Raw genomic sequence first — 14693 nt, forward strand, 5'->3', positions numbered from 1 at the left:
GGCGCCCATCGGTATCGGTATCACTGTGGCCCGGTCGAAGCGGGCCGCCTGGATGGAATCATGAATTTTCTGCGCCTTCCTTTCGCTGTATTGCTCACCGGTATGCTCGGCCTGGCCGGTTGCAGCGTTCACCAACCCGTGGCCTTGTATCAGCTCGACAGTGGCCACCCCGGCCAGCCCAAGCAAGGCAGCGGTATGTCCGTTTTGCTGGGGCCAGTCTCCATTGCCGACTACCTGCAGCGTGAAACGCTGCTACAACGGCAGAAGGACGGCAGCCTCACCGCCGCCACCGATGGGCGCTGGGCAGGCAGCCTGAGCGCGGACATCGACCAGCTGTTGTTGCGGCAAATGGCCTGGCGTCTGGATACCCAACGGGTGGTCCTGGCACCGACCACGGCCAACTTCAATCCAGACGCCCAGGTGCTGTTGTCCATCACTCGCCTGGACTCCGGCCATGCTCAGCCCGCGGTGCTGGACGCTCAGTGGCGTGTACTCGATCGTCGCGGCCAGGTTCGCGACAGCAAGCTGGTACATCTAGAGGAGAAGCACGACGGCAGCACCATGGCGCAGGTCCAGGCCCAGGGCATGCTCCTGCAACGCCTGGCCGCGCAGATCAGCGCGGCGGTCAAGCCCCTGGCCAACCAGCCTGCCCTGGCCGACGAGTCGCGCAAGCCCAGCGCCAGCCAGGTGAAGAAGGACGAGCCGGAAAAGCCGAAGATCCCTTTGGCTACGCCGGTGCGCAACAACACGGAAGTATTTCGGTTCTGACGGTCGTCCGCATTTCGAGGGATAAGGCGTTTTCGAGCTCGTAGCCGGGCTTGCCGGCGACCGGGGCTCACGATGAGGTGCCCGGCCCGGTCGCAACCAAGGCCGGCTGCTACGAGACGCTCCTGGAAACCCCGTTCGGAGTTTTTCTTTTAACGGGGGCGCCGATCGGCAATGCGCGCCAGCTGTTTCTCCAGCAACGAAGGGTAGGGCTCCAGCAAGCGTTCCACACAGGAAGCGCCTTCCGGGCTGGCGATGGAGCGGATGCGTGCCCGTTGGCGGATCAGCGGGTCTTCATTGACCTTGCGCTCCACCAGCAGCAGGTTGCGGCTGTGCTGGGACAGGGCCACGGCGGCGCGGGCGGCGTCAGTGGCCACCAGGGCGGTTTGATCCAGGCCGTGCAGTGAGTCAGCCAGGGCCAGGCCCAACTGCAGCTGTAGGGTAATGCCACTGTCGGCGACTTCGATCTGCAACTCGTGACCCAGCGCCCGCAGCAATTCGCCACAGCAGATGGCGTTGGTGAGGTAATCGTCACCTCCGTCGTGGGTGTGGAACAGCACCAGGCTGCTACCGTCGACCAGGTGGTTCACATGCCCCTGGTAGAGGGACGCTGCCTGGGCCAGGAAGCCGCGATGACGGTCGAACAGCTCCTGCAACCGCGCGCGGGGCAGGCGCTTGAGTTGTTCCTGTGAGCCGAGCTGCACCGCCAGGACCACGCTGTACTGAGGCTCGGCTGGGGCTTGCGGGGCTGCCGACATGGCCGAGGGGCCTGGCACGCTGAGGTCGCCAAGGTCGGCGAAGGCGGCGTCATCTTCCTCGTCTTCCTCGGCCAGTACGCGACGGGCCGCGGGCGCGGGCTTGGGCGCGGCCCCGGTAAAGGGCGCGAAGGCAGGGGCGGCGGGCGCTTCTTCCTCGGCTTCCGGCTCCGGCTCCGGCTCTGGAGGTGGCTCGGGCGCGTACTTGGCGTGAAGGTCCCGGGCCACGTCGCCGATCTCATCCTGACGGTCAATGGCGGGCGTGTAGGGGTCCACATGGCGCAGCCACACCCGCAGTTGCAGCAGAGGGGTGGTCAGGTTGCGGCCGATGCGCAGGCTCAGGGCCAAGGCCAGGGCCAGCAGGATGGCGCTCAGGATGCCCATGCTCTGCAGGCTGATGGTCATCGGCTGCTGGAACTGGTCCATGTTCAGGCTTACCCGCAGCGTGCCGGTGTTCACATCCTGGAAGGAAAGCCGCGTTTCATAGACCCCGCCGGACATGGTCATCAAGCCCGGCTTGGGCTTCTGCCCGGCCTCGGCGATCACGCGGTTGTCTCCGCTGAAGATGGCGGCATGGGCCACCAGCGGGTTCTTCACCAGATTGTTGAGCAGTACGTTAAGGCTGAGGATGTCGTTGGAAACGAGCAGCTCGGTGGCGGACACCGCTGTCTGGGTGGTCAGGCTCTGGCCCACCGCGTCGGCCTGGTCATGCATGGCCTGCTTGAATTGCAGACCCATCACGCAGGCGTAGATCAGCAGCGCCACCGCGACCAGAATCACGTTGTGGGTAGCAATGCGCAGTGCTATCGGTACGCGGCGGTGACGCAGGGCGCGGAAGATCAGCAGGAAGAAATTATCGTTTTTGACTGGCGTGGGCCGGTTCACTGCGCTCGGCTCTTGAGGCTGTAAGGTGCTGCGCAGTATAGCGAGCGACCCCTGGGGTTCAAAGCGCCCGTGGGCACCGAAACTGGGTAGAATGCGCTTTTTTTGCCAATATCGAGGTGGGCTTTGCGCGAATTCGTCCTCATCACCGTCAGTGGCCAGGATCGGCCAGGGCTGAGCGCTGAGCTCACCGGCATGCTTGCCGACGCTGACCTCAAGCTGCTGGATGTCGCCCAGGCGGTACTGCATGGCAACCTGAGTCTGGCGGTCATGGCGCAAGCCGAGGGCGGGCTCGCCCTGGAGGCGCTGGCCGACCGTTTGCGTGGCCTCGGCACGGATTCGGCGCTGAGCGTGCAGGCCCAACGGCTGGACCTGGCCGGCTATGAGCACTGGGCCCAGGCACAGGACCAGCCGCGCTACGTGCTCAGCCTGCTCAGCCATGGCCTGAGCGCCGCCCAACTACGTCAGGTAAGCGACATCATCGAGCGGCATGGCCTGGCCATCGAGCGTATCGACCGTCTTTCCCGGCCCTTGGCGGTGTCTTCGCAAACGCCTGCCACTGGCCACGGCTGTATCGAGCTACGCCTGCAGGGTGCCCCCCTGGACACCGAGGCCCTGCGTGCCGAGCTATTGAGCGCCGCCCAGGACCTGGGCGTGGACCTGGGCCTGCAGCTGGATGACCTCAATCGCCGCCATCGCTGCCTGGCCGTGTTCGACATGGACTCTACCCTGATCCAGGCCGAAGTGATCGACGAGCTGGCCAAGGCCGCCGGTGTCGGTGATCGGGTAGCGGCCATCACCGAGCGCGCGATGCGTGGTGAAATCGATTTCCGCGCCAGCTTCACCGAGCGCATGGCCTTGCTCAAGGGGCTGGACGTCTCCGTATTGGACGAGATCGGCGCCTCCCTGCGCCTGACGGATGGCGCCGAGGCCCTGTTTGCCGGGCTCAAGCGTCTGGGCTACAAGACAGCCATCCTGTCGGGTGGGTTCACCTACTTCGCCCGCCAGGTACAAGCCCGGCTTGGCATCGACTACGTCTATGCCAACGAGCTGCAGGTCGAAGACGGCAAATGTACCGGGGTGGCGGTGGAGCCTATCGTCGATGCCCAGCGCAAGGCTGACCTGCTACGCGAGCTGGCGGCTCGGGAAGGCCTGGCCCTGGAACAGACCATTGCCGTGGGCGATGGCGCCAATGACTTGCCCATGCTGGCCCTGGCCGGGCTAGGCGTGGCCTTCCGCGCCAAGCCTTTGGTCAGGGCCTCGGCCAAGCAGGCCATCTCTAGCCTTGGGCTCGATGGCGTCCTGTACCTGCTGGGTGTGGAAGAGCGCCTGTTGCGGGGCTGAACCTTCTAAACCGGCGAATCAGGCAGGCGTTCCCAGCCCTATTCGCCAGCTCGTTGGCTCCACAGGTTTCAAGCCGTTGTGGTTTCGGCGACCGGCCGCACCGGCGCTCCGCGTACCGGCGCATCCCCGGCCACGTAGTAACTGGCGGTGCTGCGTGGCAAGGGCTGGCGACCACGGATGCGGTCGGCAATCTTCTCGGCGATCATGATGGTCGGCGCGTTCAGGTTGCCGGTGGTGATGATCGGCATGATCGAAGCATCAACCACGCGCAGGCCCTGCAGGCCATGAACGCGGCCCTGGTCGTCCACCACCGCCATGTCGTCCGTGCCCATCTTGCAAGAGCAGGAGGGGTGGAAGGCGGTCTCGGCATGTTCACGCACGAACGCATCCAGCTCCTCATCGCTCTGCACATCGATACCTGGAGATATCTCGCGACCACGGTACGGGTCCAGCGCCGGCTGCGCCATGATCTCCCGGGTAATGCGGATCGCGTCGCGAAACTCCTGCCAGTCCTGCTCGGTGGACATGTAGTTGAACAGGATGCTTGGGTGTTTGCGTGGGTCACGGGAGGTAATGCGCACACGGCCCCGGCTAGGGGAGCGCATGGAGCCGACATGAGCCTGGAAGCCATGTTCCTTCACCCCATTGCTGCCGTTGTAGTTAATGGCGACCGGCAGGAAGTGATACTGGATGTTAGGCCAGGCGAACTCCGGCCGGCTGCGAATGAATCCCCCGGCCTCGAACTGGTTGCTGGCACCGATGCCGGTGCCGTTGAACATCCATTCGGCACCGATGGCCGGCTGGTTCCACCATAGCAACGAAGGGTAAAGCGAGACCGGTTGCTTGCAGGCGTACTGCAAGTACATTTCCAGATGGTCCTGCAGGTTCTCGCCCACGCCCGGCAGCTCATGCACCAGGGGAACGCCTTGCTCCTTGAGCAACGGTGCCGGCCCCACCCCGGAGCGCTGAAGAATCTGCGGCGAGGCGATGGCGCCCGCGCACAGTAGAACCTCGCGACGCGCCCGTGCCTCGGTGGGGCTGGTGGCGTCGCCTTCCAGGTAGGCTACGCCCACGGCGCGCTTGCCCTCGAACAGGATACGATCGGTCAGGGCGTGGGTAACGATGGTCAGGCTGTCACGGCGCTTGGCCTGATCCAGGTAGCCACGGGCCGTGCTGGCGCGACGGCCCTTGGGTGTCACGGTGCGGTCCATGGGGCCGAAGCCTTCCTGCTGGTAGCCATTGAGATCGTCGGTGCGCGGATAGCCCGCTTGCACCCCGGCCTCGACCATGGCGGCAAACAATGGGTTGTTACCGGGTTTGGGTGTGGTCACGCTGACTGGCCCGTCCCCACCGTGATAGTCGTTGGGGCCGATATCCCGGGTTTCCGCCTTGCGGAAATAGGGCAGGCAATCCAGGTACGACCAGTTGTCCAGACCCGGTAGCGCCGCCCAGCCGTCGTAGTCCAGGGCATTGCCGCGGATGTAACACATGCCGTTGATCAGCGATGAGCCTCCCAGCCCCTTGCCCCGTCCACACTCCATGCGACGGTTGTTCATATGTGGCTCAGGGTCGGTTTCATAGGCCCAGTTGTAGCGGCGACCCTGCAACGGGAAGGCGAGGGCGGCCGGCATCTGGGTACGAAAGTCCATGCGGTAGTCCGGGCCACCGGCTTCGAGCAGTAGCACGCTTACCCCCGGATCTTCGGTCAGCCGCGTGGCCAGAACATTACCGGCCGAACCGGCACCGATGATGATGTAGTCGTATTCCTTGGTCATAGGGCACCTTTTGGATGCAGGCGGCCTGCTCGGCAGGCCGCGGACAAATAGCGGCCTCAGAACACCGAGGCGTAGTCACCCAGTTCCACTTGCACGGACTTGACGCGCGTGTACTGGGCCAGGGCAGCGATGCCGTTCTCGCGGCCGACACCGGACTGCTTGTAGCCCCCCACGGGCATCTGCGCCGGCGATTCGCCCCAGGCGTTGATCCAGCAGATACCGGCTTCGAGCTTGTGGATCAGTCGATGGGCGCGGTTGAGGTCCGGTGTCACCACTCCGGCTGCCAGGCCGAAATCGGTGTCGTTGGCGCGACGGATAACCTCGTCTTCGCTCTCATAGGCCAGGATGCTCATCACCGGCCCGAAGATTTCCTCGCGCACGATGGTCATCTGATCCGTGCAGTCGGTGAATACCGTGGGTGCCACGTAGGCGCCCCGGGCCAGCGGACCTTCGGTCAGGCGCTCGCCGCCGCAGAGCAGACGCGCCCCTTCGGCCCTGCCCTTGGCGATATGGCCCAGTACGCTTTCCATGTGCTGGAAGCTCACCAGCGGGCCGAAGTTGGTGGTTTCGGCCTGCGGGTCGCCTACCCGGATACGCCGCACCCGCTCGAGCACCTTGGCCTCGAAGGCCGCTTTCAGCGAAGTGGGCACGAACACCCGTGTGCCGTTGGTGCACACCTGGCCCGAGCTATAGAAATTGGCCATCATCGCGATGTCGGCGGCCTTGTCCAAGTCGGCATCGGCGCAGATGATCAGTGGCGATTTCCCGCCCAGCTCCATGGTTACTTCCTTGAGCGAAGAACTCGAAGCGCTGGCCATGACCTTCTTGCCGGTGTCGGTGCCGCCGGTGAACGACACTTTCTCGATGCGCGGATGCTCGGTCAGCCAAGTGCCTACGTCCCGACCGCTGCCGGTCAGTACGTTGAACACGCCATCGGGCAGGCCGGCTTCGGTGTAGATCTGCGCCAGCTTGAGCGTGGTCAGGGAGGTGACTTCGCTGGGCTTGAAGATCATGGCATTACCCGCCGCCAATGCCGGCGCGGATTTCCACAATGCGATCTGGATGGGGTAGTTCCAGGCTCCGATGCCGACAGTAACGCCCAGGGGTTCGCGACGGGTGTAGACGAAGGACGTCTCGCGCAGGGGAATCTGCTCGCCCTCGATGGCGGGTACCAGGCCGGCGTAGTATTCCAGCACGTCGGCGCCAGTGACGATGTCCACATAGCGGGTTTCCGAATAGGCTTTGCCAGTGTCCAGGGTTTCCAGCATCGCCAGCTCATCGTTACGCTCGCGCAGCAGGTCGACGGCACGGCGCAGGATGCGCGAGCGCTCCATGGCGGTCATCCCCGCCCATATCTTCTGGCCTTTCTCTGCACTGGTCACGGCTTTCTCGACATCGGCGGCGGTAGCGCGCTGTACCTGTGCCAGCACTTCACCGGTGGCCGGGTTGATGGCATCGAAGACGCCATCGCCGCTGGCGTCCACGTAGCCGCCATCGATATAGAGTTTTTGCAATCCGAAACGGGCCATGTCGTTCCTCGCTTGAGTTCTGGGGCGCCAGCGGACGCCGGCACGGTTAAAGGCGATAGGCCACCGATTCAGGCGGTGGGCGCTTGCTTCGCCAGTTGCAGGTCCAGGTATTCGTAGGCGATGCGCAGTGCCTGATCGGTGTCGAAGGCATCGCCGGACAGCGCGCCACGCAGCCAGAGGCCGTCGATCAGGGCCGCCAACCCGCGGGCGGCCGCGCGGGCCTGGCCTACTGGAAGTACCCGCCGGAATTGCCAGCACAGGTTGGAATACAGGCGGTGGTCATTGATGCGCTGCAGACGATGCAGCGAAGGCTGGTGCATGCTCGCTGCCCAGAACGCCAGCCAGGTCTTCATGGCGGCGCCGTTGACCTGGCTGGCGTCGAAGTTGCCCTCGATGATCACCCTCAGGTGGGCCCGAGGGCTCTCTTCCCGCAACGCCTGGCGCCGGGCGGCCACGTTGGTGGCCAAGGCACGCATCAGGTAACCCATGGTGGCCTCGATCAGGCCGTTCTTGTCCTGGAAATAATGGCTGATGATGCCGTTGGAGACGCCAGCGGTCTTGGCGATCACTCCGATGCTGGCGTCGGCCATGCCTACCTGGTCGACGGCCTGGAGCGTGGCTTCGATCAACTGCTGGCGACGTATGGGCTGCATTCCGACCTTGGGCACGGGCTGATCTCCTGGCTGGACACTTCAATGGCATCGACCAGGGCAGTCTATTTTATTTTGATTGATCGTTCAAATAAGAATGGGTGGCTGCGATTCATGAGCGGCGGTCGCCCAGCGTGTCTGGCGACCGTCTCGGTTTCAGTTGGCTTTGCGCAAGGGAACGACCGCATCGTTGCGCGGGGCGGGTTGCGCCGGCTGGCCCAGGCTTTTGCCGAGCAGCGCGTGGTACAGCTCGGTATCGCCAAGAATGCCGATGATCTGGTTGTGTTCATGCAACACCAGCTTGTTGCCGGTGTGATAGCGGATCTCCAGCGCTTCGCGCATGCCGATGTCCGAACTGACCAGCGTGGGATGCCGCCCCAGGTTCTCCACTGGTTGCCCGGGATGCCAGCTCTGTACGTTCAAGGGCAGGTCACCCATGCGGGCGCTCTTGAGGGCGTTCTGTTCGCCAAGGCTCAGCCAGATATTGCTGCCTGGGTCCAGGCATACGTCATTGTCCAAGTGCTTGCAAGCTGCCAGGGGCCGCATCAGGCTGCGGCCACAGAGCACATTCAATGGGTTGGTATGGGCCACGAAGGTACGCACGTAGTCGTCGGCCGGGTTGAGCACGATTTCTTCCGGGCGTGAATACTGGATGATCTTGCCGTCTTTCATAATGGCGATACGGCTACCCAGCTTGAGAGCTTCGTCCAGGTCGTGGCTCACGAACACGATGGTTTTCTGCAACTTGCGTTGCAGGTCCAGTAGTTCATCCTGCAAGCCCTGGCGAATGAGCGGGTCGAGGGCGGAGAAGGGTTCGTCCATCAGCAGGATGTCCGCGTCCATGGCCAGCGCGCGTGCCAGGCCCACCCGCTGTTGCATGCCACCGGAAAGCTCATCGGGCTTTTTGTTGCGCCATTGGGTCAGTCCCACCAGCTCCAGTTTCTCGTCCACCAGGCGGCGGCGCTCCTCCGCGGGCCGGCCCTGCATCTCCAGGCCGAAGCTGATGTTTTCCCGCACGGTCAGCCACGGCATGAGCGCGAATTTCTGGAACACCATGGCAATACGCTTGGTGCGCATCATTTTCAGTTCCGCGGCGGTGCAGGAGGCAATATCGATCTGACTGCCTTCGTGCTCGACGAACAGTTTTCCACGGCTGACCCTGTTCAACCCGTTGATGCAGCGCAGCAGGCTGGACTTGCCTGAGCCGGACAGCCCCATCAGCACACAGATCTCGCCCTTGTTCACTTCCAGGTTGGCTTTTTCCACACCCACCACATGCCCGGTGCGCTTGAGAATTTCCGGCCGGCTAAGGCCTTCGTCCAGCAGCTTGAGGGCCTCCTTGGGGTGCTTGCTGAATACGACGTCCACGTCTTCGAAGCGAATGATGCTCATGCGTCACCTCCGATCTTTACATCGGGCTGTTTGCAGATCCGGTCGAGCATGATGGCCAGTAGCACAATAGCCAGGCCGGCTTCGAACCCCAAGGCGATATCGGCGGTATTGAGTGCGTTGACTACCGGCTTGCCCAGGCCATCGGCGCCCACCAGGGCAGCGATCACCACCATGGACAGCGACAGCATGATGCATTGGGTTACCCCGGCGGCGATGCTGGGCATGGCATGGGGCAACTCGATCCGCGTAAGCAGTTGGCGGCGCGAACAACCGAAGGCTTTGCCAGCGTCCATCAGCTCATGAGGCACGTCGCAGATACCCAGGTAAGTCAGGCGAATAGGCGCGGCGATGGCGAACACCACCGTGGAGATGAGCCCGGGCACCACGCCCAGGCCGAACAGCGTCAGGGTCGGGATCAGGTATACAAAGGTGGGCACGGTTTGCATCAGGTCCAGTACCGGCCGCATGAGGGTGTAGAACAACGGATGGTGGGCCGCGACTATGCCCAGCGGCACGCCGATGGCCACGCACACCACCGTGGCGAAGGTCACCTGGGCGAGGGTTTCCATGGTCTCCTGCCAGTAGCCCAGGTTGAGAATCAGCAGGAACGACAAGGCCACGAACACGGCCAGACTGATCTTGCGCTGGATCAGATAAGCCAGCCCGGCGAAGATCGCCACCAGGGCCAGTGGGGGGAACCAGGTAAGCATTGCCGTGAGGCCGTGGATCATGGCTTCGAGGCTGGAGGCGATCCAGTCGAACACACTGGCGCCGTGTTGGGTCAGCCAGTCGACGAAGGCGGCTATATGCTCGCCAAGCGGGAGTTTATGGTCTGTCAGCATGGTATGAGCACCTACCTGCGCAGTGATGGGAAGATCCGGCAGGTTGGCCTGCCGGGTATCGGCAGTTACTGGGTCAATCTGGCCCGGGCGGCTTCCAGGCCCGGCTGGCCATCCCGCGTGGTCACGCCGGCGAGCCAGGTATCGAGCACCTCCGGGTTTTTCTTCAGCCAGGCCTTGGCGGCGGCGTCCGGCTTCATCTTGTCATCCAGCACATTGCCCATCAGCCCGCTTTCCATGCTCAAGCTGAACGACAGGTTCTTCAGCAACTGGCCCACGTTCGGGCATTCCTGGACGTAGCCCTTGCGAGTATTGGTATAGATGGTGGTTTGGCCGAAGTTCGGGCCGAAGAAATCATCCCCACCGGTAAGGTATCTGATCTTGAAGCGCGTATTCATGGGATGGGGTTCCCAGCCCAGGAAGACGATGCCGCCGTGGCGCTTCTGGGCGCGATCCACCTGGGCGAGCATGCCGGCCTCGCTGGACTCCACCAGCTTGAAGCCTGCGTCCTTGAGGCCGAAGGCATTCTTGTCGATCATCGACTCAATCAACCGGTTGCCATCGTTGCCGGGCTCGATGCCGTAGATCTTGCCATCGAGCTGGTCCTTGAACTTGGGCAGATCGGCAAAATCCTTGAGCCCCTGGCTCCACAGCTCTTCGGGCACGGCCAGGGTGTACTTGGCGTTCTCCAGGTTGGCGCGCACGGTTTCCACCGTACCGGCTTCACGGTAGGGCTTGATGTCGTTTTCCATGGTCGGCATCCAGTTGCCCAGGAAAACGTCCATGTTCTTGCCATCGGCCAACGATTTGTAAGTCACCGGCACCGAGATCATCGTGGTTCTGGTCTTGTAGCCCAGCGATTGCAACACCGCGCTGGTGACGGCCGTGGTCACGGTGATGTCGGTCCAGCCTACGTCCGAGAAATTGACGGTGCCGCATTGCTCCGGCTCGGCGGCCTGGGCCGCCAACGGCAAACACAACGCGGCGGCCAGCAATAGCGATGGTACGGATCTCATCGGGTGGACTCCTTGGTGTTTTCTATGCGGCTGACGCCGTTATCGTGTGCGTTGCAAGCGCCAGGGTGGCGCGGCCAGGCAGAGGTTCGGCCATCAGGCCAGGCTCGCGGCACGGGCGGGGCGCTTTCGATCATCCAACAGCGCCGGGCAAACGCCTACTGGGTGAGTCGTATCCAGTACAGGCAGAGTCGTATCCAGTGCCGATGAGGTCGTATCCGGTGCGCCAGGGCATGCCCCAGCCTTTTGCGCGGCTGTGGCCTGATAAAAACGGCCTCCCCCGGGCAGGGCGTTGTTGGGCAAGGCTGGGTCGGTTGCAGACGCCCCGCGGCCCGGCAAAAGCCCAATGATGCCGCCAACGGGCGGCGGTCGAGCCTTTTGGCCGTCGTCTTCACCGGGCCTTCGCGCCCATGCAGGAGGTTCGCCGGTCATGGCTATCAGCGTGTTCGACCTGTTCAAGATTGGCATTGGGCCGTCCAGTTCCCACACCGTGGGGCCCATGCGGGCCGCGGCGCTGTTCACCCAGGCATTGCGCGAGCGCAAGGTGCTGGCCCGGGTCCGGCGGGTAGAAGCGAGGCTGTACGGGTCGCTTTCCGCCACGGGGGTGGGGCACGGCACCGATAACGCCGTGATCATGGGGCTCAATGGCGCCTGGCCGGACAGCGTGGACCCGCGCGCCATCCTGCCGACCGTGAACCGGGTGAAGAGCGCTGGGCAACTGATGCTGGATGGTCGCTACCCAGTGGCTTTCGACTGGAGGCGAGACATGCGGCTGCTGGAGGAGAGCCTGCCGTACCATCCGAACGCGATGACCTTGCTGGCCGAAGGTGAAAACCAAGTGTTGCTGGAAGAAACCTATTACTCGGTAGGTGGCGGTTTCGTGGTCGATGCGGCTCAGGCCGCGGCCGGTGGCTCAGGCAGCGATACCACGGAACTGCCCTATGACTTTCATAGCGCCGCCGAGTTGTTGCGCCTTTGCCAGCTCCATGGGTTGAGCGTATCGGCCCTGATGCTGGAAAACGAAAAGGTGTGGCGCAGCGAGGCGGATATCCGCGCAGGGTTGCTGCGGCTGTGGCAGGCCATGCAAGACTGCGTTCACCAAGGACTGGCCGAGGAGGGCACCTTGCCCGGCGGGCTGGCGGTACGCCGGCGGGCAGCGCGCCTGCATCGCAGCCTCCGGGACCTGAGCAAGCCGAACGTGATCGGCTCGACCCTGACCGCCATGGAATGGGTGAACCTGTTCGCCCTGGCGGTGAACGAAGAAAATGCCGCTGGTGGCCGCATGGTTACCGCGCCCACCAACGGGGCGGCGGGCATCATTCCCGCTGTGCTGCATTACTACATGAAGTTCAGCGAGCAGCCCAGCGAGGACGATATCGTCAGGTTCTTCCTGGCCGCCGCCGCGGTGGGCATCCTGTGCAAGAAGAATGCGTCCATCTCCGGCGCCGAAGTGGGCTGCCAGGGCGAAGTGGGCTCTGCCTGCGCCATGGCTGCCGCCGGCCTGGCCGAAGTGCTGGGGGCGACCCCGGAACAACTTGAGAACGCCGCCGAGATTGGCCTGGAGCACAATCTTGGCCTGACCTGCGACCCGGTAGGCGGCCTGGTGCAGGTACCCTGTATCGAGCGCAATGCCATTGCCGCGGTTAAGGCCATCAACGCCGCGCAGATGGCTCTACGTGGCGATGGCAATCATTTCATTTCCCTGGATCGGGTGATCCGTACCATGCGCGACACCGGGGCCGACATGCATGACAAGTACAAGGAAACGTCTCGCGGCGGCCTGGCCGTCAGCACCGTGGAGTGCTAGCCGACGCTCTGCGCCTCGCTGGCTCTTTCCAGTGGCGCCTCGGATGCATCGCTTGGTGGATGCATCGCTTGGTGACACCCGCTGCGCTATCAGCCCCGTTTTAGCGCGCTTGCTGCTACGGAATTGCCCATAGCAGGCAGTGGCACTTTGAGGTCAACGCGTCGAGAGCCCCGGCCCCCTTCTCCTTGCCAGACTGTTTGCGACGTCGTTTTCAGGCGTCGTTGAACGGCTGTTCAAAGTTCGGCATGGCAATTGCTCCATGTCAAAGGACGAAAACAAGAGCCAGTGCTTCTGGCCACCTTTGCCTGAACGAGAGGAGATACCGCGATGACGTTGTCCAACGCCGGGGCTCAACCCCAGAACCGCGCGCCCCAGTCCATCGGCTTCCTGCTACTGGATAACTTCACGCTCATCTCTCTCGCTTCGGCCGTGGAGCCTTTGCGAATGGCTAACCAGCTTTCAGGGCGCGAGTTGTATCGTTGGACGACCTTGAGCGTGGATGGTGGCCAGGTCTGGGCCAGCGATGGCTTGCAGATCACCCCGGACGCGGCCATGCACCAGGCGCCGGCCATCGACACGGCGATCGTCTGTGGTGGGGTAGGGATTCAACGCGCGGTCAAGCGCGAGCATGTCACTTGGCTGCAGAGCCAGGCGCGGCAATCGCGCCGCCTGGGTGCCGTTTGCACCGGCAGTTGGGCCCTGGCCTGTGCCGGATTGCTCGACGGCTTCGATTGCAGCGTGCATTGGGAGTGCCTGGCAGCGATGCAGGAGGCTTTCCCCAGGGCAAACGTAAGCACCCGGTTGTTCACCCTGGACCGTAACCGTTTCACCAGTTCCGGCGGCACCGCGCCACTGGACATGATGCTGCACCTGATCAGCCGCGACCATGGTCGAGAACTTTCCGCCGCCATCTCCGAGATGTTCGTCTACGAGCGTATCCGCAATGAACAGGATCATCAGCGCATCCCGCTCAAGCATATGCTGGGTACCAACCAGCCCAAGCTGCAGGAGATCGTGGCCCTGATGGAAGCCAACCTGGAGGAGCCCATCGATCTGGACGAACTGGCGGTATACGTCTCGGTGTCACGGCGCCAGCTGGAGCGGTTGTTCCAGAAGTACCTGCATTGCTCGCCGTCACGCTATTACCTGAAGCTGCGGTTGATCCGGGCGCGGCAGTTGCTCAAGCAAACGCCCATGTCGATCATCGAGGTGGCCTCGGTATGCGGGTTCGTGTCTACCCCACACTTCTCCAAGTGCTATCGGGAATACTTCGGCATTCCACCGCGCGACGAGCGGGTCGGTTCCAACACCAGCCAGCCCGTGGCCCTGTTACCCATTCCCCAGGCCGCGGTGCTGGCACCGCTGTCCGGCCCGTTGGCCGCCCTCAGCCAGGCGCGAAACGAGTCGACCTTCGCCAGTGTTCGTTTATGACCGCCCGCGATAATCTTCGTAACCGAGCTAGCCATCCTGGCTTGCTCGCGACAGGGTTTAACGGGGGTGGGGCCCGGTATCGGCGGTAGCAGCCGAGCTTGCTCGCGACAGGGTTTGACCCTCATTACCCCCGGTCGCCGCCAGGGCGGCCTGCTACAAGGGGGGGCGCCGGCCTTGGCAGCGGCAGGCCTGCCCCCCACCACGTCTAGCCGCCGCAGCCAATATGTTATCGGGCGAAAGAAGCCAGCGCCGGCAGCAAGTTGCGGTCGATGGCCTGGCGTACAACGGGCAACAAGGTCGCGCGGCCGCCGAGCAGTTGCTCCACCATACCGCGTAGCGCCTTGGCGCGGTGGGCATCCAGGCCACGTACCGCACATTCGCAGGCTTGCTCGGCAGTGGCTCCGGCCGGCATCTCGAAACCCAGGGCACGCAACTGCCCCAGCAGGTCTTCCTGGTCGATCAAGTCGGTGTGCATCATGGCTCGGCTTCCTCCGTCGAGTGGATTGGCCGA

12 protein-coding genes are annotated in these 14693 nt (G+C 63.5%); 4 read left to right on the forward strand and 8 right to left on the reverse strand.

Annotation, left to right across the window (positions count from 1 at the left end):
• The first annotated feature begins 60 nt into the window (after window positions 1-60).
• Window positions 61-768 carry a PqiC family protein gene (locus ACP691_RS16400; protein WP_426151436.1) on the forward strand — a complete coding sequence of 236 codons (708 nt, stop codon included), beginning with the start codon at window positions 61-63 and terminating at the stop codon, window positions 766-768.
• Window positions 769-917: 149 nt separating this feature from the next.
• Here ACP691_RS16400 and ACP691_RS16405 read toward each other — a convergent pair whose 3' ends face one another.
• Window positions 918-2405 (reverse strand): histidine kinase, encoded by a 1488-nt coding sequence (locus tag ACP691_RS16405; protein WP_426151434.1) that lies wholly within the window; start codon window positions 2403-2405, stop codon window positions 918-920.
• Between the two features lie 123 nt (window positions 2406-2528).
• Between ACP691_RS16405 and serB the strand changes: the two genes are divergently transcribed.
• Complete coding sequence (gene serB / locus ACP691_RS16410) at window positions 2529-3746, forward strand: phosphoserine phosphatase SerB (RefSeq protein ID WP_426151432.1); 1218 nt, start codon at window positions 2529-2531, stop codon at window positions 3744-3746.
• A 68-nt stretch (window positions 3747-3814) separates the two neighbouring features.
• Here serB and betA read toward each other — a convergent pair whose 3' ends face one another.
• From betA to ACP691_RS16440, 6 genes are all read right to left on the reverse strand, one after another.
• A complete protein-coding gene (gene betA / locus ACP691_RS16415) occupies window positions 3815-5521 on the reverse strand; it encodes a choline dehydrogenase (protein ID WP_426151430.1) in 1707 nt (568 codons plus the stop codon).
• Between the two features lie 56 nt (window positions 5522-5577).
• Window positions 5578-7050 (reverse strand): betaine-aldehyde dehydrogenase, encoded by a 1473-nt coding sequence (gene betB, locus ACP691_RS16420; RefSeq protein ID WP_426151428.1) that lies wholly within the window; start codon window positions 7048-7050, stop codon window positions 5578-5580.
• Window positions 7051-7118: 68 nt separating this feature from the next.
• On the reverse strand, window positions 7119-7718 hold the full coding sequence (gene betI, locus ACP691_RS16425; RefSeq protein ID WP_426151426.1) for a transcriptional regulator BetI: 600 nt from the start codon (window positions 7716-7718) through the stop codon (window positions 7119-7121).
• A gap of 138 nt (window positions 7719-7856) precedes the next feature.
• A complete protein-coding gene (gene choV / locus ACP691_RS16430; protein WP_426151424.1) occupies window positions 7857-9092 on the reverse strand; it encodes a choline ABC transporter ATP-binding protein in 1236 nt (411 codons plus the stop codon).
• On the reverse strand, window positions 9089-9934 hold the full coding sequence (choW, locus tag ACP691_RS16435) for a choline ABC transporter permease subunit (RefSeq protein WP_040259682.1): 846 nt from the start codon (window positions 9932-9934) through the stop codon (window positions 9089-9091). Before choW ends, choV begins: the two co-directional genes overlap by 4 nt.
• 65 nt (window positions 9935-9999) lie before the next feature.
• A complete protein-coding gene (locus ACP691_RS16440) occupies window positions 10000-10947 on the reverse strand; it encodes a choline ABC transporter substrate-binding protein (protein WP_426151421.1) in 948 nt (315 codons plus the stop codon).
• Between the two features lie 427 nt (window positions 10948-11374).
• On the opposite strand from ACP691_RS16440, the gene ACP691_RS16445 reads away from it, so the two are divergent.
• The gene (locus ACP691_RS16445; RefSeq protein WP_426151419.1) at window positions 11375-12751 is read left to right on the forward strand and encodes an L-serine ammonia-lyase; all 1377 of its coding nucleotides are present in this window, start codon (window positions 11375-11377) and stop codon (window positions 12749-12751) included.
• Window positions 12752-13078: 327 nt separating this feature from the next.
• The gene (locus ACP691_RS16450; RefSeq protein ID WP_426151415.1) at window positions 13079-14182 is read left to right on the forward strand and encodes a GlxA family transcriptional regulator; all 1104 of its coding nucleotides are present in this window, start codon (window positions 13079-13081) and stop codon (window positions 14180-14182) included.
• Window positions 14183-14408: 226 nt separating this feature from the next.
• On the opposite strand, the gene ACP691_RS16455 is transcribed toward ACP691_RS16450, so the two are convergent.
• Window positions 14409-14660 (reverse strand): hypothetical protein, encoded by a 252-nt coding sequence (locus tag ACP691_RS16455; RefSeq protein WP_426151413.1) that lies wholly within the window; start codon window positions 14658-14660, stop codon window positions 14409-14411.
• Between the last annotated feature and the right edge of the window lie 33 nt (window positions 14661-14693).

The sequence above is a fragment of the Pseudomonas sp. DC3200b2 genome (genome assembly GCF_049895785.1).
GTDB classification, from domain to species: domain Bacteria; phylum Pseudomonadota; class Gammaproteobacteria; order Pseudomonadales; family Pseudomonadaceae; genus Aquipseudomonas; species Aquipseudomonas massiliensis.

What these genes read in the sequence shown, in the direction of transcription:
- ACP691_RS16400 (WP_426151436.1), top strand. Translation starts at nt 61, where the DNA reads ATGAATTTTCTGCGCCTTCCTTTCGCTGTATTGCTCACCGGTATGCTC.
- betA (WP_426151430.1), bottom strand. Translation starts at nt 5,521, where the DNA reads ATGACCAAGGAATACGACTACATCATCATCGGTGCCGGTTCGGCCGGT.
- betB (WP_426151428.1), bottom strand. Translation starts at nt 7,050, where the DNA reads ATGGCCCGTTTCGGATTGCAAAAACTCTATATCGATGGCGGCTACGTG.
- choV (WP_426151424.1), bottom strand. Translation starts at nt 9,092, where the DNA reads ATGAGCATCATTCGCTTCGAAGACGTGGACGTCGTATTCAGCAAGCAC.
- choW (WP_040259682.1), bottom strand. Translation starts at nt 9,934, where the DNA reads ATGCTGACAGACCATAAACTCCCGCTTGGCGAGCATATAGCCGCCTTC.
- ACP691_RS16440 (WP_426151421.1), bottom strand. Translation starts at nt 10,947, where the DNA reads ATGAGATCCGTACCATCGCTATTGCTGGCCGCCGCGTTGTGTTTGCCG.
- ACP691_RS16445 (WP_426151419.1), top strand. Translation starts at nt 11,375, where the DNA reads ATGGCTATCAGCGTGTTCGACCTGTTCAAGATTGGCATTGGGCCGTCC.
- ACP691_RS16450 (WP_426151415.1), top strand. Translation starts at nt 13,079, where the DNA reads ATGACGTTGTCCAACGCCGGGGCTCAACCCCAGAACCGCGCGCCCCAG.
- ACP691_RS16455 (WP_426151413.1), bottom strand. Translation starts at nt 14,660, where the DNA reads ATGATGCACACCGACTTGATCGACCAGGAAGACCTGCTGGGGCAGTTG.